21 protein-coding genes and 1 pseudogene are annotated in these 17,980 nt (G+C 67.1%); 10 read left to right on the top strand and 12 right to left on the bottom strand.

Going from position 1 to position 17,980, the window contains the following annotated elements:
- Window positions 1-31 precede the first annotated feature (31 nt).
- The 5 genes from EDD27_RS17420 to EDD27_RS17400 all read right to left on the bottom strand — a co-directional run bounded on the left by EDD27_RS17420 (window position 32) and on the right by EDD27_RS17400 (window position 3,777).
- Window positions 32-1,390 (bottom strand): ABC transporter substrate-binding protein, encoded by a 1,359-nt coding sequence (locus EDD27_RS17420; RefSeq protein WP_127933369.1) that lies wholly within the window; start codon window positions 1,388-1,390, stop codon window positions 32-34.
- A gap of 526 nt (window positions 1,391-1,916) precedes the next feature.
- On the bottom strand, window positions 1,917-2,117 hold the full coding sequence (locus EDD27_RS17415; protein ID WP_127933368.1) for a hypothetical protein: 201 nt from the start codon (window positions 2,115-2,117) through the stop codon (window positions 1,917-1,919).
- 138 nt (window positions 2,118-2,255) lie between these two features.
- Window positions 2,256-2,510, bottom strand: coding sequence for a hypothetical protein (locus EDD27_RS17410; RefSeq protein ID WP_127933367.1), 255 nt, complete (start codon window positions 2,508-2,510; stop codon window positions 2,256-2,258).
- Between the two features lie 202 nt (window positions 2,511-2,712).
- On the bottom strand, window positions 2,713-3,393 hold the full coding sequence (locus tag EDD27_RS17405) for an SDR family NAD(P)-dependent oxidoreductase (protein WP_127933366.1): 681 nt from the start codon (window positions 3,391-3,393) through the stop codon (window positions 2,713-2,715).
- An 81-nt stretch (window positions 3,394-3,474) separates the two neighbouring features.
- Window positions 3,475-3,777, bottom strand: coding sequence for a hypothetical protein (locus tag EDD27_RS17400; RefSeq protein ID WP_206641472.1), 303 nt, complete (start codon window positions 3,775-3,777; stop codon window positions 3,475-3,477).
- A 142-nt stretch (window positions 3,778-3,919) separates the two neighbouring features.
- Here EDD27_RS17400 and EDD27_RS17395 point away from each other — a divergent pair, with 142 nt between their 5' ends.
- Window positions 3,920-4,336 carry a winged helix-turn-helix transcriptional regulator gene (locus EDD27_RS17395; protein WP_206641471.1) on the top strand — a complete coding sequence of 139 codons (417 nt, stop codon included), beginning with the start codon at window positions 3,920-3,922 and terminating at the stop codon, window positions 4,334-4,336.
- On the opposite strand, the gene EDD27_RS17390 is transcribed toward EDD27_RS17395, so the two are convergent.
- The 3 genes from EDD27_RS17390 to EDD27_RS17380 all read right to left on the bottom strand — a co-directional run bounded on the left by EDD27_RS17390 (window position 4,323) and on the right by EDD27_RS17380 (window position 6,564).
- The gene (locus EDD27_RS17390) at window positions 4,323-5,210 is read right to left on the bottom strand and encodes an IS5 family transposase (protein ID WP_206642146.1); all 888 of its coding nucleotides are present in this window, start codon (window positions 5,208-5,210) and stop codon (window positions 4,323-4,325) included. The genes EDD27_RS17395 and EDD27_RS17390 overlap by 14 nt on opposite strands.
- 126 nt (window positions 5,211-5,336) lie before the next feature.
- Window positions 5,337-5,555, bottom strand: coding sequence for a hypothetical protein (locus EDD27_RS17385; RefSeq protein WP_127933364.1), 219 nt, complete (start codon window positions 5,553-5,555; stop codon window positions 5,337-5,339).
- A 325-nt stretch (window positions 5,556-5,880) separates the two neighbouring features.
- Complete coding sequence (locus tag EDD27_RS17380) at window positions 5,881-6,564, bottom strand: helix-turn-helix domain-containing protein (protein ID WP_164903650.1); 684 nt, start codon at window positions 6,562-6,564, stop codon at window positions 5,881-5,883.
- Between the two features lie 149 nt (window positions 6,565-6,713).
- Between EDD27_RS17380 and EDD27_RS17375 the strand changes: the two genes are divergently transcribed.
- The 5 genes from EDD27_RS17375 to EDD27_RS17355 are packed head-to-tail and all read left to right on the top strand — an operon-like array spanning window position 6,714 to window position 10,952.
- Complete coding sequence (locus EDD27_RS17375) at window positions 6,714-7,919, top strand: cytochrome P450 (RefSeq protein WP_127933363.1); 1,206 nt, start codon at window positions 6,714-6,716, stop codon at window positions 7,917-7,919.
- A gap of 5 nt (window positions 7,920-7,924) precedes the next feature.
- Window positions 7,925-8,869, top strand: coding sequence for an ATP-binding cassette domain-containing protein (locus tag EDD27_RS17370; RefSeq protein ID WP_127933362.1), 945 nt, complete (start codon window positions 7,925-7,927; stop codon window positions 8,867-8,869).
- Window positions 8,866-9,624, top strand: coding sequence for an ABC transporter permease (locus EDD27_RS17365; protein WP_127933361.1), 759 nt, complete (start codon window positions 8,866-8,868; stop codon window positions 9,622-9,624). The genes EDD27_RS17370 and EDD27_RS17365 overlap by 4 nt, the downstream gene beginning before the upstream one ends.
- An 8-nt stretch (window positions 9,625-9,632) precedes the next feature.
- Complete coding sequence (locus EDD27_RS17360) at window positions 9,633-10,607, top strand: hypothetical protein (protein WP_206641470.1); 975 nt, start codon at window positions 9,633-9,635, stop codon at window positions 10,605-10,607.
- A 9-nt stretch (window positions 10,608-10,616) separates the two neighbouring features.
- A complete protein-coding gene (locus EDD27_RS17355) occupies window positions 10,617-10,952 on the top strand; it encodes an MDR/zinc-dependent alcohol dehydrogenase-like family protein (protein ID WP_206641469.1) in 336 nt (111 codons plus the stop codon).
- Window positions 10,953-11,400: 448 nt separating this feature from the next.
- On the opposite strand, the gene EDD27_RS17350 is transcribed toward EDD27_RS17355, so the two are convergent.
- Complete coding sequence (locus EDD27_RS17350) at window positions 11,401-12,723, bottom strand: IS256 family transposase (protein WP_421917293.1); 1,323 nt, start codon at window positions 12,721-12,723, stop codon at window positions 11,401-11,403.
- A 378-nt stretch (window positions 12,724-13,101) separates the two neighbouring features.
- Here EDD27_RS17350 and EDD27_RS17345 point away from each other — a divergent pair, with 378 nt between their 5' ends.
- From EDD27_RS17345 to EDD27_RS17330, 3 genes are all read left to right on the top strand, one after another.
- Window positions 13,102-13,629: a GNAT family N-acetyltransferase gene (locus EDD27_RS17345; RefSeq protein ID WP_127933359.1), complete on the top strand. Its 528-nt coding sequence runs from the start codon at window positions 13,102-13,104 to the stop codon at window positions 13,627-13,629.
- Window positions 13,630-13,778: 149 nt separating this feature from the next.
- Window positions 13,779-14,027, top strand: coding sequence for a recombinase (locus EDD27_RS17340; protein WP_206641468.1), 249 nt, complete (start codon window positions 13,779-13,781; stop codon window positions 14,025-14,027).
- Between the two features lie 425 nt (window positions 14,028-14,452).
- Window positions 14,453-14,806, top strand: coding sequence for a VOC family protein (locus EDD27_RS17330; RefSeq protein WP_206060996.1), 354 nt, complete (start codon window positions 14,453-14,455; stop codon window positions 14,804-14,806).
- A 142-nt stretch (window positions 14,807-14,948) separates the two neighbouring features.
- On the opposite strand, the pseudogene EDD27_RS56575 reads toward EDD27_RS17330, so the two are convergent.
- The 3 genes and pseudogenes from EDD27_RS56575 to EDD27_RS17315 form a co-directional block, all read right to left on the bottom strand.
- Window positions 14,949-15,098: pseudogene (locus EDD27_RS56575) on the bottom strand (aminoglycoside phosphotransferase); the annotation flags it as partial.
- A 363-nt stretch (window positions 15,099-15,461) separates the two neighbouring features.
- On the bottom strand, window positions 15,462-15,860 hold the full coding sequence (locus EDD27_RS17320; RefSeq protein WP_127933357.1) for a beta/gamma crystallin domain-containing protein: 399 nt from the start codon (window positions 15,858-15,860) through the stop codon (window positions 15,462-15,464).
- A gap of 262 nt (window positions 15,861-16,122) precedes the next feature.
- Entirely contained in the window at window positions 16,123-16,821 is a 699-nt protein-coding gene (locus tag EDD27_RS17315) for an SDR family oxidoreductase (RefSeq protein ID WP_164903648.1), read from the bottom strand.
- 248 nt (window positions 16,822-17,069) lie between these two features.
- On the opposite strand from EDD27_RS17315, the gene EDD27_RS17310 reads away from it, so the two are divergent.
- Window positions 17,070-17,969 (top strand): helix-turn-helix transcriptional regulator, encoded by a 900-nt coding sequence (locus EDD27_RS17310; protein WP_127933355.1) that lies wholly within the window; start codon window positions 17,070-17,072, stop codon window positions 17,967-17,969.
- The last annotated feature ends 11 nt before the right edge of the window (window positions 17,970-17,980 follow it).

Raw genomic sequence — 17,980 nt, 5'->3', positions numbered from 1 at the left:
CGGCGCCGAGGCCGGCCGGGGCACGTCCGGGTCACTGCTGCTTCTTCGCGACTTCCTCGGCGAGCTTCTGGCCGTTGTTCAGCGCCTCGTCCACGCTGGTCTTGCCGGCGATGGCCGCGGAGATCTCCTGCGTCACCTTGGTCCCGAGATCCTGGAATTCGGGGATTGCCACGAACTGGATGCCTACCGTGGGCCTGGGCTGCACGCCCGGATTGGCCGGGTCGGCCTCCTCGATGGACTTCAGGGTGATGTCACCGAACGCCGCGGAGGCCTTCTTGTACTCCGGGATCTCGTAGGTGCTGGCCCGCTTTCCTGCGGGCACCCTCGCCCAGCCCAGCTTCTCGCCGACCAGCTTCTCGTACTCCTTGCCGGACGCCCAGAGCATGAACTTCGAGGCGGCATCGGCCTTCTTCGTGGTCTTGGGCATCGCCCACGCCCAGGCCCACAGCCAGCCGCTGCTCTTGGTCTCCATCACAGGTGCGTACGCGTAGCCGACCTTGCCGGCGACCTTGCTGACGCTGGGGTCCTCCAGCGACCCGGCCGCACTGGTCGCGTCGTACCACATTGCGACCTTGCCCTGGCTCATCGCGTTCAGGCACTCGGTGAACCCCGCCTGCGGGGCGCCTGCCTCACCGTGCTTCTTGACCAGGTCGACGTAGAAGTTGGTCGCCTTCTTGAACGCCGGGCTGTTGACCTGCGCCTGCCAGTCCTTGGTGAACCAGGTGCCGCCGAAGGTGTTGACCACGGACGTCAGCGGCGCGCCGAGCTCGCCCCAGCCGGGCAGGCCGCGCAGGCAGATGCCCTTCATCCCCGGGCGGGCACCGTCGACCTTGGCGGCGATGTCGGCGACCTCATCCCAGGTCGGACGCTCGGGCACCGTGACGCCCTTCTCCGCCATGATTTCCTTGTTGTACATGAGGAAGGACGACTCACCGTAGAACGGGAGGGCGTAGAGCTTGCCGTCCGATCCGGACAGCGACTGCACCATCGGCTTGAGCAGGTCGGCTGTGTCGAAGCCTGGGTCCTTGCCGGCGTAGGTGCCCAGCTCGTGCAGCCAGCCGTTCTCATTCCAGATGGGTACCTCGTAGGCGCCGATGGTGGCGACGTCGTACTGGCCGGCCTGGGTGGCGATGTCCTGCGTCACTTTGTCGCGCAGTTCGTTCTCGGGAAGGATCGTGAAGTTCACCGTGATCCCGGTGTCCTTCGTGAACGTGTCCTTCGTCAGCTTCGCGATGTCTTCCATCTGCGGGTTGCCGACCATCAGGACGTTGATGCTCGCGCCCTCGCCGCCGTCGCCGGATGTGCTGCCGCCTCCGGCGCCGGCACATCCGGTGACGAGGACGGCTATGCCGGCTATGCCGGCGATGAGGGCATGTCTGGTCGATGGCATGACGAGGGGTCCTTCCCTGGCGGGGTTCTGGTGGGGGTGTCGACGAAGGGCGGGAGCTCCCGGATTCCGCGGCGTCATGACCTACGGAATCCATACTCCGGAGAGGGAGGGGTTGAGCTGGTAAGGAGTATTGTTACCAGAAATCACCGCAGAAGTTAACACATCTTGCGAGATATTTTACTTAAACCTATCGTTGGACCACCCCCCGACGGAGGCAAGGCATCGCGATCAATCCGCGCGCGACGAAGTCGCCGCGGAAACCCAGGTGATGACTGCTGCCGGAAGGGACCTCGTCTGGTCAGCCGCTTGAAGGTCTGTAAATCACGTAAGGCAAGGAGGCAGCCCGCGGCTGCTTGCGTGGTCATTGTTGAGCGGAGGGTTCGTCCCGATCTGTCGCAGTCGCGGCTCCGTCACCGGCGGCCTGTGGGGCTAGGGCGAAAGACCGGTGGAAGCGCCAAGATCCCAGCAACGTGATGGTTACCGGGATCTTGATGTGCAGAGCTTGGGTGGTGGATCCCTCTCCGCTTCACTGAGCCGAATCTTGTCCTGCCATGTGCTCACCCATGCCCATCATCCGGTGGCAGTCGGCCATCATGCGGTCATGTTCGCCGGTTCTCGGCGGGTCGGCGGGCATCTGGGCGAGTGTCCAGGCTGCGGATGGAACACCAGTCAGAACACCCACGACTGCTCCGATGATGAGCCCGGCGGCGGTGCTGCGAAGCTGCATGCAGACCATCCCCCTCACTGCCCATGCTAGGAGACCCTCGGCGCTGCGGGCCGGGCGCAGCGGACTCGCGGGAAGCTCGCGCGCCGCCGGACCCAGGAGTGTGCGCTGTCGGTCAGGACGCTTTGAGCAGCGATGCCCTCAGACCAGGAGACCCAGGGTTTCGGGCGTTTCCCAGGCCGTCAGATGCCGCTCAGGGTCGGTTTCCTCCTGCGCGCACTGGTTGATCAGCTCGGCGAGTGCCCGCCGGTCCTGCTCGGACAGGCTCTGCAAGAGGGCGATCACCGGCTCCAGCAGCTGCATCGAGACCTCGGCGAGGGCGTCGTCCTCGCCGAGGTCCAGCCTGATGACGATCTCCGTGAGCGCTTTGGCGAGGGTGCGTTCGAGCGTGGTCATGATCGGGGCTCCTGGCCGGTTTGGGGGTGCGGCGCGGTCCGGGGACGGCCGCCATGACGCCAAGGCCGTCCTGGTCAGCCTGCTGCCGGCTCGGCGAGCCGGGCCTCCAGATCGGCGATCATCTGGGACAGCAAGCTGGTGTTCTCCTGCCGGACTGCCTGCGGGCGAATGACCCCTCGCCGGAGCGGGCCGGGCCGGCTGGTCAGGCGTTGAAGACGGCCTCGGAGCGGTCGCGGTTCTCGTACAGGTCCCAGTACAGGGGAGCGATCTGCTCGGGCGTGGCCGCCGGAAATCCCGCCTGGCCGCCCTCGCCGATCCAGACGTTGATCGCCACGTGGGCGGCGTGCACGCCGCTGCCCGCCAGTTCCTTGTTCAGGTTGAGCACCCAGTTGCGCAGAGCTGCCTGGGCCGGGTTGGCGTTGCCGAACATCGGTACCGGGTCCACGGAACCGCCGCCGGTGGTGAACAGCAGGGTCCCGGCGTCCGCCTCGCGCATCGCGGGCAGCACCGTCTGGGCCGCCGTGATGGCGCCATAGAAGGCGTACTCGATCATCGGCTGCAGATTGTCCACCGTGACCTCCGAGGGAGCGGCCAGAGTGAGGCCGGGCACCCGGGCGTGCGGGGCAGGGGAGTACTCCAGTACCTCGATGCCGCCGAAGCGGGCCTTGGCCGCGTCCAGGGCATCGGTCAGTGAGGCGCGGTCGAGGACGTCGGCGGGGAACGCGGCGGCCGTGATGCCTTCCTGGCCGAGCTGGTCGACCAGCGTTTCCAGCTTCTCCTTGGTGCGGGCGATCAGGGCGACGTCGAAGCCGCGGCTACCGAAGGTGCGGGCGATGGCCAGGCCCATGCCGGGGCCGGCGCCGACGATGGCGAGAGTGGGCACAGTGAGATCTCTTTCGTGTTGTGACCGCCGGGGACATGCGGAGATCGGATGCCCGGCAGGCGTGTGGATCAGGTGTGTACATCAGGCGTGGTCGGCGGGAACCGCGCAGCCGTCCGGGCCGCAGATCGCCGCGTCGTTGTCGGCAACGAGAACGGTTGGGTGGGTCTCGTTCCAGACCTGGCTGAGCACGCGCCGGGTCTTCTCGCGCTCCAGGCCGATCTCGTCGGCCAGGCCGTACTTTCGCAACGTGACCTCGCGGACGCTGATCGTGCTGCCGACGGTGAAACCGTCGCTCAGCGGGAACGAGCGGTGGATTACTTCCACCTCGTCGCCGTGCTCGAACCGCTCCACGGCGCGGTCCAGACGGTGGCGCCCAGGCCGCACCAGGGCCAGGTGATCTCGGACCAGATCTCGACTCTCACAGCTAACTCCAATTCCTACTGTTTGTGCGCAGCGCCATGATGGACCAGTACGGAAGGCCGTACAAAAGGCACATCGATGTGCGTGCCGGAAGGGAATGTGCGCCATGGACACCGCAGACCGACCTGATGCCGCCGCAGGCCGGGGGCCGTGCGCCGGCATCCCCGCCGAGCAGATGGACTTCGTCCGGCAGATACTGGACCGGGTCGGCGACAAGTGGAGCCTGCTGGTGATCGCCGTACTGGAGGCCGGCCCCCTGCGCTACACCGACCTGCAGCGCGAAGTCCCTGGCATCTCCCAGCGGATGCTCACCCTCACCGTGCGCCAGCTCCAGCAGGACGGCCTGGTGACCCGGACCGCCTACGCGGAGGTGCCACCGCGTGTGGAGTACGCACTCACCCCCCTGGGCCGCAGCCTCCACCACATCGTCACGTCCCTGATCACCTGGGTCGCCGACCACCACGGCCAGATCCGCGAACACCGGGACCACACCGCCACTAGGCCGTGTTTCATAAGGCATTGAGCCACTCGTTGATCGCGGCGATGGTGAGTGTGGCCTCGAAACGGACAGCGAGCTTGTCGTACCGGGTGGCCATGGCGCGGTTGCGTTTGAGCTGGTTAATGCCGCATTCCACAGCGTGCCGCTGACGGTAAAGAGCGGGATCGAAGGCAGGAGGTCGCCCGCCCCTGGAACCCTTGGCGCGCCGGCTGGCGTCCTGGTCGGCCTTACTCGGGATGCACGCCTTGATCCCACGCCGGCGCAGATGGCCGCGGTTGGCCTTGCTGGTGTAGGCCTTGTCGGCCAGGACTCGATCGGGGCGGGTCCGGGGCCGGCCGCCGCCAAGACGAGCGACCCGGATCTTGCTCAGCACGGGGATGAACTGCGGGCTGTCACCGCGCTGACCGGCCGTCACCAGCAGGGCCAGGGGTTTGCGGCCCTGCTCGCAGGCCAGGTGCGTCTTGGTGGTCAGCCCACCGCGTGAGCGGCCCAGCGCATGATCGTCCGGTTCGCTCTGCACCCCGCCAGGCGGTTCCTTCTGCAGGTGACTGTCCCGGCGTGCCCCGGCGGCGTGCTGATGGGCGCGGCTGATGGTGGAGTCCACGCTCACCGTCCAGCCGATCTTTCCGGCGGCGTCCGCGTGCGCCTGCATCGCGGCCAGGATCTTGGCCCAGGTGCCATCACGCTGCCAGCGGCGGAACCGGCCGTACACCGTTGACCAGGGCGCGTACACCTCGGGGACGTCCCGCCACGGCGCGCCGGTCCGGATCCGCCACCGGATCCCGTCGATCAACTGCCGCCTGCTCCACTTCGGCGGACGACCGCGGCCCGAGGCGGCGGGTAACAGCGGCTCCAGCGCTGCCCACTGCCCATCGGTCAGGTCATGCCGCCTCGTCACCGCTACGCTGGCCACGAGGTCTCCGGTACTTGGCTCTTCTTGGTCGTTGAACCAACTACCGGAGACCTCGTCGTTTATCGATGACCGCCACGCCGCAAGCCCTCAAAGACCCTTTTGAAACACGGCCTAGGCCCTGATGCCCGACCCGTTTCGGGGACGCGACGGCGGCTTGAGCGAGACAGCCGCAAGAAGGTGTTGAACCCCGGCCCGCCCCCGCAGCCCTGCCAGGTACGCGCACGCCTCGACCTGCAGCTCCAGGTCCTCATCGACCACCACCCACGACACCGACTCATCGGCGGCCACTGCCCGCTCAGGCCGGTAGAACCGAGGCAGTCCACCTGACATGGCTGACATGCCGGAAGACCCCCGAAGTCACTCGTGAGGCAAGACGCGATCACGCTACATGCCACACATGTCTGACTACCAAGAGTCACCCAAGATCACTTCACGTCCCCTGACGTGACCTACTTGCCTGACAACCCCAGATAATCCGTCAGGCAAGTTCACAGAAGGCCACTTGCCTTACTTGCCCGACGGTTCAGACGGACCCGAGATAAGCGCGGCGCTGGGTGCGGGAGTTTCGTTACGGGGTCGAACAGGGCCTCGTGGGCGTTGAGGGGGCGATTTGACCACAGCACGTGAAATCCGGGGCACAATCCCAGCGATCTGATCACGGCGGGAGGTCGCGCCAGCGTTCGGCCGACGCCAGAGCGTCCAGGCTGATCCGCTCCAGGAACGCACCGCCCCTGGCCAGGCGGCGTCCCACGGGCGTGTCGAGCCCGAGCGTCTGCCCCGCCGCCTTCGCGATCTCAGCCGCCGCGAGCGTCTGCCGCGCGCTGATCACCGTCGAGTGGTACCAGGCGTCGTCGTCGACCACGTAGATGTCGCGCCGCCGCTGCGGATCACGTTCGCGCCTGATCAGCCCCTGCTGGGTCAGATAGCCCACCGCCATGGAGATCGAGGCGGGACTGACTTTCAGCCCGCGCGAAAGCTCGGCCGCAGTGAGCCTGCCGTCCTCGCTCAGCCACAGGCCGATGAGCACGCGCGCCACCATTTTCGGCAGGCCCATCCCGACCGCCATCTCGACGGCTCCCTCTTCCACCTCGAATACCTTGCGATCCTGAGGTTCGGCCTCGGGCGAACGTGCCGGGGTGCCGCGCCGCGCCCGCCGCGCTGCCGCCTGGTGCGCCCGCTCGGGGCGGTAGTCGCCGGGGCCGCCGTTGCGGCCGACCTCACGGCTGATCGTCGAGGTCGGCCGGTCCAGCCGCCTGGCGATCTCGGCGTAGGAGCGGCCTTCGGCGAGGCCGGTCGCGATGCGCTGGCGGTCCTGCAGGGTCAACCTTCCTTCTGGCATGACACCACTATTGCGTTCGGCGCCACACAATGCAACGTTTCATTGCATTTAGCTTCAGCGTCAACGCATCAATTTATCGGCTTTGACCTGTACTTATGTGTATTGATTGATTGACAGAATTTCTGAAAGCAACGTAGCTTTCAATTGTGATGAACACGTTCTATCGCGACGAGCCGGTCACTCCGTCCTTCGACCGCTCACCCGCCTGTCCCTTCGATCCCGCCCCTTCGCTCACCGCCCTGCGCGCAGAGCAGCCAATCGCCCGCGTGGCCGCGCCCGAGGGCGCCCCCGGCGTCTGGATGATCACCGCATACGACCTGGTCCGCCAGATCCTCGCCGACCCGCGCTTCAGCTCCCGCTACGAAACCCACTACCACCCCCTGGCGGGCGGGCACCTGCCGCCCGCCCCCGTCGGCGACCTGACCGGCATGGACGCACCCCAGCACACCCGCTTCCGCAAGCTGCTGGCGGGCAAGTTCACCGTCCGCAGGATGAACCTGCTCACCGAGCGGGTCACCGAGATCACCCGTGAGCGGCTCGACGCGATGGAGCGACAAGGGCCGCCCGCCGACCTCGTCGAGGTCTTCACGCAGCCGGTTCCAGCGCTGATGATCTGTGAGCTGCTCGGCGTGCCGTACGAGGACCGCGACCAGTTCCACAGCTCCACCCGGGCCCTGCCGGACGCCGGGACCGCTGAGGCGCAGTACGCCGCCTTCGCCGAGCTCGGCACCTACCTGCGGGAGCTGGCGCTCGCCAAGCGGGCCAAGCCGACCGACGACCTGCTCAGCGACCTGGCCACCGGCGGCGACCTGACCGACGAGGAACTCGGCGGCGTGGCCGCGTTCCTGCTCGGCGCCGGGCTCGACACCACCGCCAACATGCTCGCACTCGGCACCTTCGCCCTGCTGCGCAACCCGGCCCAGCTCACCGCCCTGCGCGGCGACCCCGACCTAGCCGTCGGCGCCGTGGAGGAGCTGCTGCGTTACCTGTCCGTCGCCGCCACCGGTATGCGCGGCGTGCTGGAGGACGTGGAGCTCGGCGGCAGGCAGCTCAAGGCGGGCGACACGGTCGTCATCGCGATCAACGCCGCCAACAGGGACCCGGCCAGGTTCTCCGACCCCGACGTGCTCGATCTGCGCCGCTCGGCCGCCGGGCATCTGGCCTTCGGCCACGGCGTCCATCAGTGCCTCGGTCAGCAGCTTGCCCGCATCGAGATGCGCGTCGCGTTTCCCGCGCTGCTCATCCGCTTCCCGACGCTGCGGCTCGCCGTACCGGCTGAAGAGCTGTCGCTGCGCACCGACCCCTCGCAGGTCTACGGCCTGCACAGCCTGCCCGTCACCTGGGATCGGAGGTGAACGCGATGCGAACCTTCGTCTCGGTGACGGGGCTGCGCAAGTCCTACGGCGCCCACCGCGTCCTGGACGGCATCGACCTCACCATCCCGCAGGGCACCGTCTTCTCGCTGCTCGGCCCCAACGGCGCGGGCAAGACCACCACAGTGCAGATCCTGTCCACCCTGATCAAGGCCGACGCGGGCGAGATCTGGGTGGCCGGGCACGACCTGGCCAAGGAACCCGACAAGGTGCGTGCCGCGATCGGCGTCACCGGCCAGTTCTCCGCGGTCGACAGCTTCCTCACCGGCGAGGAGAACCTGCGACTCATGGCCGACCTGCTCCACCTCGGCCGCGCCAAGGGCCGCAGGCGCGCCCGCGAACTGCTGGAGCGCTTCGACCTCACCGACGCCGCGCGCAAGCCCGCGGTCACCTACTCGGGCGGCATGCGCCGCCGGCTCGACCTTGCCATGACCATGGTCGGCACACCCAGCCTCATCTTCCTCGACGAACCGACCACAGGCCTGGACCCGCGCAGCCGCCGCACCATGTGGCAGATCGTCCGGGACCTCGTCCAGCAGGACGGCGTGACCATCTTCCTGACCACCCAATACCTGGAGGAGGCCGACGAACTCGCCGACCGCATCGCCCTGCTCAGCCAGGGCCGCCTGGTGGCCGAAGGCACCCCTGAGGAGCTCAAGCGAATGGTCCCCGGCGGCCACATCGTCGTGCGCTTCGCCGACCCCGACGGGTACCGCAGGGCGGCCGGCCACGTCGGCGCCACCTCCAGCAACGACGCGGCGCTCACCGTCCAGATCCCCGACTCCGGCGGAGTCAGGACGCTGAGGAAGCTCCTGGAGTGGCTGGACACGCAGGCCATCGACGTCGCCGAACTGTCGGTGCACACCCCCGACCTGGACGACGTCTTCCTCACCCTGACGCAGGAGCCCTCGACCAAGGAGCCCTCCCGATGAGAGCGATCACCGACTCGGCGACGATGCTGCGGCGCCAGGTCAAACACATCTGGCGCTACCCCACGCTGATCCTCACGTTCGCGTCCGTGCCCGTGGTGTTCCTGCTGCTGTTCGTCTACGTCTTCGGCGGCACCATCGGTGCGGGCATCGGCGCCGACCGCGCCGCCTACGTCGGTTACCTCACCCCCGGCATCATGATCACGACGATCGTCGGGGCCGCGCAGGGGACCGCGATCTCGGTGGCGACCGACATGACCGAGGGCATCATCGCCAGGTTCAAGACCATGGCCATCGCCCGCGTCTCGGTGCTCACCGGGCACGTACTCGGGGCGATGGTGCAGACGTTCCTCGCGATTGCCATGGTGACCGTGGTGGCGTTGCTGATCGGGTTCCGCCCGTCCGCCTCGGTGCTGGACTGGCTCGGCGTGGTCGGTGTGCTGGCCATGTTCACCTTCGCGATCACCTGGCTGTCGGTCGCGCTCGCCATGGTCACCAAGAACGTGGCCACGGCCAGCAACCTGCCGATGCCGCTGATGCTGCTGCCGTTCCTCGGCAGCGGCTTCGTCCCGACCGAGTCGATGCCGGCCGGTTTGCGCTGGTTCGCCGAGCACCAGCCGGCCACCCCTGTCATCGAGACGCTGCGCGCGCTGCTGGCCGGGCGTCCGGCCGGGTCCAGCTTCCTGGAGGCGGCTGTGTGGAGTGCGGGCATCGCCCTGGTCAGTTATCTGTCGGCACGCAGGCTCTACAACCGGTGAGGGTAGACGTGTTCAAACGCCTTCTTCCAGCACTTGGCCTGCTGGTTCTCGCGCCGCTGGTCGGTGAGTATCTGCTGGGCAACATCGCCATCAACGCCCTACCGATGATCATCGGGCTGATTCCGCTCTATGGCGGTGGCGCGCTGCTGATCCGTGAGGTCGCCCGCCGGTGGCAGCTGGGGTGGCCGGGGATCACCCTGCTCGGGCTCGCCTATGCCGTGATCGAGGAGGGCCTGCTCACCCGGTCGCTGTTCAATCCCGACTATGTCGGGCTGCGGTTGCTCGACTATGGGTTCATTCCGGCACTGGGCATCGGCGCCTACTGGACCGTGTTCGTTCTGGCCATCCATGGGGTGTGGAGCATCGCGGTGCCGATCTCGATGGTAGAGGCGGGCTCACGCCAGCCGGACACGCCCTGGCTCGGCAAGGTCGGCCTCACCGTGTCAGCCGTCCTGTTCCTGTTAGGCGGCGCGGTGCCCATCGCCCTGGCAGGTCCGGCCATCTACCCGTTGTCGGCCGCTCAGGTCACCTGGACGCTGATCACGGCCGTCGCCCTGATCATCGCCGCGTTCCTGTCCGTTCGATTCCGCCGCCCCCTCCTCCCGGCCACGCCGGCCGGCCCGTGGACCGTCTTCGCGATCACCATCGCGGCCGGGCTGGCGTTCTGGCTCCCCACCATGGCGGGCAAGCTGCAGTCCATCGTGCCCGCGTGGATCACGGTCGGCTTCTACCTCGCGCTCTACGCCACGATGACGCTGCTCATCCTGCGCTGGTCCCGGCGCATGGGCTGGGGACCCTGGCACAGGTTCGCCCTGGGCGCTGCCGGCCTGGTCACCTACGCCTGGCACGGCTTCCCTCAGCCGCCGAGTTTCCCAGCGCCCGCGAATGTGGACCTCATCGGCAACGCGGTCTTCGCTCTGGCCGCCCTCGGGCTGCTCGCCTTTGCGGTGGTACGGCTCCGCCGCACCGCTCCGCCAACTTGATCTTTAACCTTGGGCGCTTGCGCCGACCGGCCCGAACTGCCGTTCTGGCCCCTGCTGTTCGCCAACGTGAAAGTGCGCCTGCTCGGCAGCGACGACTTTCCCCTCCAGGCCAAACAGCACGCCGCCTGCGACCTGGCGGCCGCGGCCGCCGTCGGCGCCCTGAAGGTGCCCATCGGCGACCGCTTCCCGCTGGAGGAGATCGCCAAATCCCGTGAACGGGTCGACGTGGGTGGCCGCGGCCGCGTCCTTGTCACCATCCCGGAGTGGACCCCGCCCCGCTGTAGCACGGCGATCTTCCCCGAACGTACCCACAACCGTCAACGAGCCATGGCCCACGGAGAGTGAGGGTCCGTCGAACCCCCGCCCCACGCGCTGGTGCTCAAACCTCCCCGGCAACGACGAGTTCGTCGGCCTGGCGACCGATCTTATCGGCGGCACGTCATAGCCCGCCCGGCCACCGGGCGAGCCCACCCCCGAAGAGCAGGCGGAACTCGGCGCCCCGGCGGTGAAGTCGCGCCTGACCAGATCGGAGATCGGTCCGGCCGCTGGCAGCCGGCTCCCGCGGCCTCCTCGAACACCTCTCACTGCTGACCGGCATTTCCTGGATCATCGCCGTGGGTGTTCATCTGCTGCGCAGGCACGTTCCTGGGGACGGCAACACATCTGCGGGCACCGAGGGCTCGGGACCTACCCGTTCTCCAGCGACCTGAGGCTCAGCAGCGATCAGGGGGAGCTTGTCACCTTAAGTGTGTAAAACCTTACTCTGAGTAATGAAGAGTGTTCTTTGCCTGGTTTACTTGATCCTTCCCGGGTAGGCGATCTCGAGCTCGTTGAGCGCTTCACGCCAGCCGAAGGTGCGCTGCCCCTCGGTGAGACGGGCGGGCTGATCGTTGCGCTTGCCCTCTTTGGCGCGGTTGGCGAGCCGTTGGCGGGCGCGTTTGTCCTCGATGTTGATGATGGCGAGCCACAGGAGCTTGACCACGGCGTCGTCGCCGGGGAAGTGGCCGCGGGCCTTGGTGACCTTGCGCAGCTGGTAGTTCAGGCTTTCAATGCTGTTGGTGGTGTAGAGCAGCTTGCGCACCGCCGGGCTGAAGGCGAAGAACGGGATGAAGGTGTCCCAGACGTTGTCGAACACCTTGGCCGCCTGCGGATACTTCGCGCCCCAGGGTGAGGCGGCGAAGTCGGCCAGGGCGTCGAAGGCGGCCTCGGCCGTGGGCGCGGTGTAGATCTTCTTCAGTTCGGCCGCCACCGCGGTGCGGTCGCGGCGGGCCACCGGCCGCAGGGCGTTCCTGATCAGGTGCACGACGCAGCGCTGGAGGGTGGTGTGCGGGAATGCCGCGTGCACGGCGTCTTCGAAGCCGGGCAGGCCGTCGGTGCAGGCGATGACGATGTCGCGCACGCCGCGGTTTTTCAGGTCGGTCATCACGCTCGCCCAGAACCGGGCCGATTCGCCGGCGGCCGCCGCATCGAGCGGGGTCTTGGCCAGCCAGATGCCCAGCACGTGCTTGTCGCCGTCGGTGTCGATGCCGATCGCCAGATAGGCGGACTTGGCCTGCACGACGTGGTTGTCTCTGACCTTGACCACGATCGCGTCCAGGAACACCACCGGGTAGATCGGGTCCAGCGGCCGGCTCTGCCAGGCGCGGGCCTCTTCCAGGGCGGCGTCGGTGATGTTGGAGATGGCCTCGTGCGACAGTTCGACCTCGTAGATCTGGCGCAGGTGGTGCTGGATGTCGCGCACGCTCATGCCGTGCGCGTACAGGCTGATGATCATGTCGTCCAGGCCGCCGGAGACGCGCCCGGCCCGTTTGGGCACCAGCACCGGCTCGAACGTGCCGGCCCGGTCACGGGGCACCGCCAGGCGGACCGGGCCGACCCCGGTCTGCACCGTCTTGGCGATCTTCCCGTTACGGGAGTTGCCCGAGCCGTTGCCGGACTGATCGTGCTTGCCATAGCCCAGATGCGCGGTCAGCTCGGCCTCCAGCCCGCGCTCCAGCACCGCCTTGACCAACTGTCCGAGCATCGAGCCCTCACCGGTCAGCCGCAGCCCGCCCTTGCCGTCCCGCGAGCCGGCCAGCAGCAGGTCCAGCACCTCATCGCCGAGCAACTCCCGCAGCGGAACCTCCACCGCCTCGGACGGGGGGTTCTGCCCGCCATGATGAGAGGCAGCGGCCACTCCGAGCCTGTGGTCGCCCTCCTGAGCCGACCCGCGCGTAGAGGCCAGAGCAGCGGTTCCCCGTGTGATAGACATGATCCACATTCCCCGAATGTCGCGTGGTTGATCTTTACCTTCGATCATCTACCCAGAGTGATCGTTTCCACACTTAGGGTGATACCCCCGCGTGGTCGATCCGTCGTACCTGGCCATACTGCGGACTGTCTTATCGATTTGGGGCATCTACATGGATGCCTCAGCGCCTGCGTCTGAACTGATCCCCATAAGGGAGAGTGAATCCAGTTGATTGTCCGGATCGCACGCTGGTAGAACTCGGCGATGCTGACTGGAAAGCTTGTCCGCCTACGTGCCGTCGAACCCACGGATTTCGAGAGCATATGGCGCTGGAGTCACGACCCCGAGGTGATGCGCTGGATGAGCAGCGGCTATCCCGAGTCGTTCGTGCAGGCGCAGGAGCGGCTGGCAGCGGCGCCGCGCAACAGCTACGAGAACTGCCGATTCATCATCGAGTCGCTCCACGATCAGCGTGCCGTCGGGTTCGTCCGGCTCAGGGACGCCAAGCCGGAGGTCGGGAATGCTGAGCTGGATATCCAGCTTGGCGAAAAGGATGTCTGGGGTCGTGGCTACGCCACTGAGGCGATGCGCCTGATGTGTAGGTACGGCTTCAATGAAATGCGCCTGCACCGGATCACTCTGGACTTCGCAGCAGACAACACTGCCGCGCGCCGCGTTTACGAGAAGGTGGGCTTCGTCGAGGAGGGCCGCGTCCGCGAGTGCTTCCGTCGTGATGGCAAGTGGCACGACATGATCCTTATGGGCCTCCTTGAAGGCGAACTCCGCGACTGATCGGTGGGATGCCTCATGATCGATGAGACTGCCTCAAGTCAGGTGAGACAGGACACCAGGCACCCCCGCCGTCGGCCTAGCCCGTTCCGCCACGCACGCCGACGAAGAGTTAGTTCGGTCAACGGGACGTTCGATGCCCGGTACTGATCGTGGGGCCAGGCGAGCGGCCCCGCCTGGAAGAGATCCGTGAGAACCTCCATGCCAGGATCGCCGAAGCCGAACGGGAAGGATGGCTAGGCGACGTCGAGCAACTAACCGTCAGCCTCGCCGCCACCGATGACAAGATCAGCCAGATTGACGCCAGGGAGCGACGAAAGGACTCGCCGGTGTTCATCGGCATGCCACCGATCGGCCAGCTCGTAGTTCGGGAAGCTGAGAACCGGGACAAGACGGGCTGACTGCATCAAACGCCCTTCAGAACACGATCAAGTGCCGCCCGGCCTGCAGGTCCCCAGTTCGGCTTGCCGCCGGGAAGGCCCCGATCTCCGTTCTGCCCCATGAGCATCAGGAAGAGGCTCTTCATCGGGTCGAGCCGAGATAACGGGAATTCCGGCCATGGATGGATCTTGAGCGCTCTGACCTGCTGCAACGTCGAGGGGGTTCGAGCTCCGCCGTACGACTCGGGGCCAGCCGTACTTCCGAGATGAGCCAATCTCGGAAGTGGATTCCAGGCCGTACTTCCGAGATTCCGCACTCCAGAACTCCGAAACTCGCCCAGTCCACTTCCGAGATCACGAACATGATCGACCGTTGGCCGCTTCCGCTCGTATCTCGGCTCGACCCCTCCGGGGCCGGGCCGCCGGTCCTGTCTATGCTCAAGCCCATGGCACTGGAATGGGAACAGATCATCGTCGACTCCGCCGACCCTGTCGCTCTCGGGCGCTGGTGGGCCGAGGCTCTCGGCTGGGTTGTGGTCGACGAATCTGAGGAGATCATCGAGATCCGGCCTGAGCCGGACCGGATGCCGGGGCTGCTCTTCGTGCCTGTCGCCGAGGGCAAGACGTCGAAGAACCGGCTCCACCCCGACTTCCGCCCCGACGACCAGGAGGCCGAGGTCGCCCGGCTGCTCTCCCTCGGTGCCCGGCGCGTCGACACCGTGCAGGACGAGCAGCACTGGGTGACCCTCCTCGACCCGGAGGGCAACGAGTTCTGCGTCCTGGGTGAGCGGAAGAGCTGAGCGGAAGCACTGGCGGAAGCGCTGAGCGGAGGCCGGCAGTTATTCGGGGCCCTGAGTCGTACGGCGGAGCTCGAACCCCCTCGACGTTGCAGCAGGTCAGAGCGCTCAAGATCCATCCATGGCCGGAATTCCCGTTATCTCGGCTCGACCCGTTCATAGCGGCCAGCCCGCGGGCGCGCCGGATCGCCGCCTCGTCCGCGTGCCCGTACGCGTCGAAGAACCGTGCGGCCGCGCCCGCGGGGAGCAGCACCCACGCGGCGGCGAGGTCCCACGCCGGATCGCCGGCGAACAAGGCAAGTCGACCGGGTTCATCGCCCGCCGCAACGCCGCCGTCGATCTGGGCATGCCCACCTATCGCGACCTGGCCCAGACCTCACCTCCTCTCAGGAGAGCTCCGCTTCGGGACGTGCAGGCAACGGCCTGACAACCAGCAGCATTCATGATCGTTTAGTAGTTCAGAGAAGGCATGTAAGGCAAGCGGGCTTTCGACGAACGTGCCTGACAAGTTATCTAGGGTTGTCAGGCACGTTGGTCACCTGCAGATCTCAAGGATCTCGCTTATGCCCGGCCGCAAAGACCAGCAGTTCGCACACAAAGCAAGCAGTCCTCGTCAGCTTGGTTGACGAGGACTGCTTGCAGATCTAACTAAAGATTTCTATATTGCAATTCGAGTGATCATATGGATGTGGGTCACCATTTCGGGCCAAACGTGAAACCCCAGGTCTGGCCTGGTGATGGGAGGGATGAGTTGGCCCTCCACTGGGCCACCGGCATTTCTGATGTAGTAAACCGTGACCCATCGATCTCTTGAGGACACAAGCCCTATGTTGTAGATGGCCACGTCAAGTACGCCGGTACCTCTAAAGCAGAGATTATGTCCGTCTTTTGTTTTGACCCAGGCGTGGATTTGACCGTCACAAGGCACTCTCCCGACGGCGGCGTGCGCAGGCGCGGCGGTGATTAAGGTCAGCGTGGCCGCCGACAGCGCTACTGCTGCGCCTGCGGTGAGGGTCTTGCGGACGACCTGCAACGTCCGCTTGAGTGTCTGGTTCATACCTGTTCCCTTGTTCGGTGGTTGAGTAGTGCGGTAGGGCATTATCAATAGGGCGGCTGGCACGATCGCCGATCTCGTGCTCGGTGACACTTCACGGGCACGGGCCGCTCACGCTTTTGCCGTATGGGCGGGCATGGAGCCGGACTATCCGCGCGGACTTGGCCAGGAGGTCTCTGGCCACCTGCCGGGGTGGCTGTCTCGCTTCCCATAGGAACACCACGGCTCACGACAGGATGCGACGCCACAGGGTGTCAGAGCTGCCTCAGGCGGGCTGGCCGATCGGCCGGATGGTCAGGGTGTTGAGGTCGACGCCGGCCGGCTGGCCGAGGGCGAAGCAGATGGCCTCGGCGACGGGCTCGGGGGACAGGGCGAAGGGCGGGACGCCGCCTTGCCAGAAGGCGGTGTCGGTCATGCCGGGGTTGACGAGGGTGACGCCGACGCCGCGGCTGGTGGCGTACATCCGCAGGTTCTCCGCCATGCCGGTGACGGCCCACTTGGTGGCGGAGTAGAGGTTGGCGGGGCTGTTCTTCAGGCCGGCGACGCTGCCGATGAGCACCAGCCGCCCGCCCGTGGTCTCGAGGTGGGGCAGGGCGGCGTTGGCCAGCAGGGCGGGGCCGAGGACGTTGGTGAGGACCATGGGCGCCCACAGTTCCGGGTCGCCGTCGGCGATGGTGCGCGGGTGGTCGGCGGGGATGAAGCCGGCGTTGGCCACCGCGGCATGCAGGGCGCCGAAGTGTGCCACGGTGCGGGTCACGGCGGATTGGGTGGCCTGCCAGTCGGCGGCGTCGGCGATGATGCCGAGCAGCCGGTCGGGGTGGCCGGTCTCGTCGAGGAAGGACTTGAGTTTGCTCTCGTCGCGGCCGGTGACGGCCACGCGGTGGCCGCGCTCGAGGAGCAACCGTGCGGTGTGGGCGCCGATGCCACTGGTCGCGCCGGTGATCAGTACGGTCTTGCCGGTCATGGTCATAATCCCGGGTGCTGGAGGTCCTGGTGGTGCATCACAGGAGGGCTTCGACGGTGATGGGCGGGCCGATCACCGCTACAAGAGCTGGTCGGACAGGGTCCATCTCCGTGTCGCAGGTCGCGTTCGATTTGCTGATCCCAGGAAACCCGCCTGGCCGGGCGCGAGGCAGAGCGCGTTTATAGGGGGGATAAGTTCAACCCCCTTACCGCCAGCGCCTGCGCGAACCCTGCGGTTACCGTGGGGGCATGGACGACCGGCCCGACCACCGTGCCCAGATCCGGGATTTCCTCGCCACCCGGCGCGCGAAGCTGACCCCGGAGCAGGTCGGGCTGCCCACCAGCGGCCGGCGCCGGGTCCCCGGGCTGCGCCGCGAGGAGGTCGCGGTGCTGGCCGGTGTGAGCACCGAGTGGTACACCCGGCTGGAGAAGGGCCACATCAGCGGCGTATCGGAAGAGGTGCTCGACGCGGTGGCCCAGGCCCTGCGCCTGGATCAGGACGAACGCACCTACCTGTTCGATCTGGCCCACGCCGCCCGGCCCGCCGGTCGCGCGCCTTCGCGCCGCAAGGACGTCCAGGTCCCGCCGCCGGTCCAGTGGCTGCTGGACTCGATGACGATGTCGGCGGCGTTCATACGCAACGGCCGCCAGGACCTCGTCGCCCACAACGCGCTGGCCCGGGCCCTGCTCGCGCCGGTCTTCGACAGCCCTGCCACCACACGGAACGGCCGCGCCAACCTCGCCCGCTACGTCTTCCTCGACCCGGGCTCCCAGCGGTTCTTCGTCGACTGGGACGCGGCCACCGCCGTCAGCGCCGCGCTGCTGCGCGCCGAGGCCGGACGCGAGCCCCACGACCGGGCGCTACGCGACCTCGTCGGCGAGCTGTCCACGCTCAGCACCGCGTTCCGCAGCCAGTGGGCTGCCCACGACGTGCGCATCCGCCACGCTGGCAGCAAGCGGCTGTGGCACCCGCAGGTCGGCGACCTGGAGCTGACCTACCAGTCCCTCGACCTGCCCGTGTCCAGCCGGACGGTGTACGACCTCACCATCTACACCGCCGAACCGGGCAGCACCTCAGAAGAGCGGCTGAAGCTCCTGGCCAGCCTGGCAGCCACCCAGCCGGCATACCCCACCAGCCAGCCGGGTTGAAGCGCCGACCT

It is taken from the genome of Nonomuraea polychroma (assembly GCF_004011505.1).
GTDB lineage: Bacteria > Actinomycetota > Actinomycetes > Streptosporangiales > Streptosporangiaceae > Nonomuraea > Nonomuraea polychroma.
This window is presented reverse-complemented; position numbering and strand designations above follow the sequence as displayed.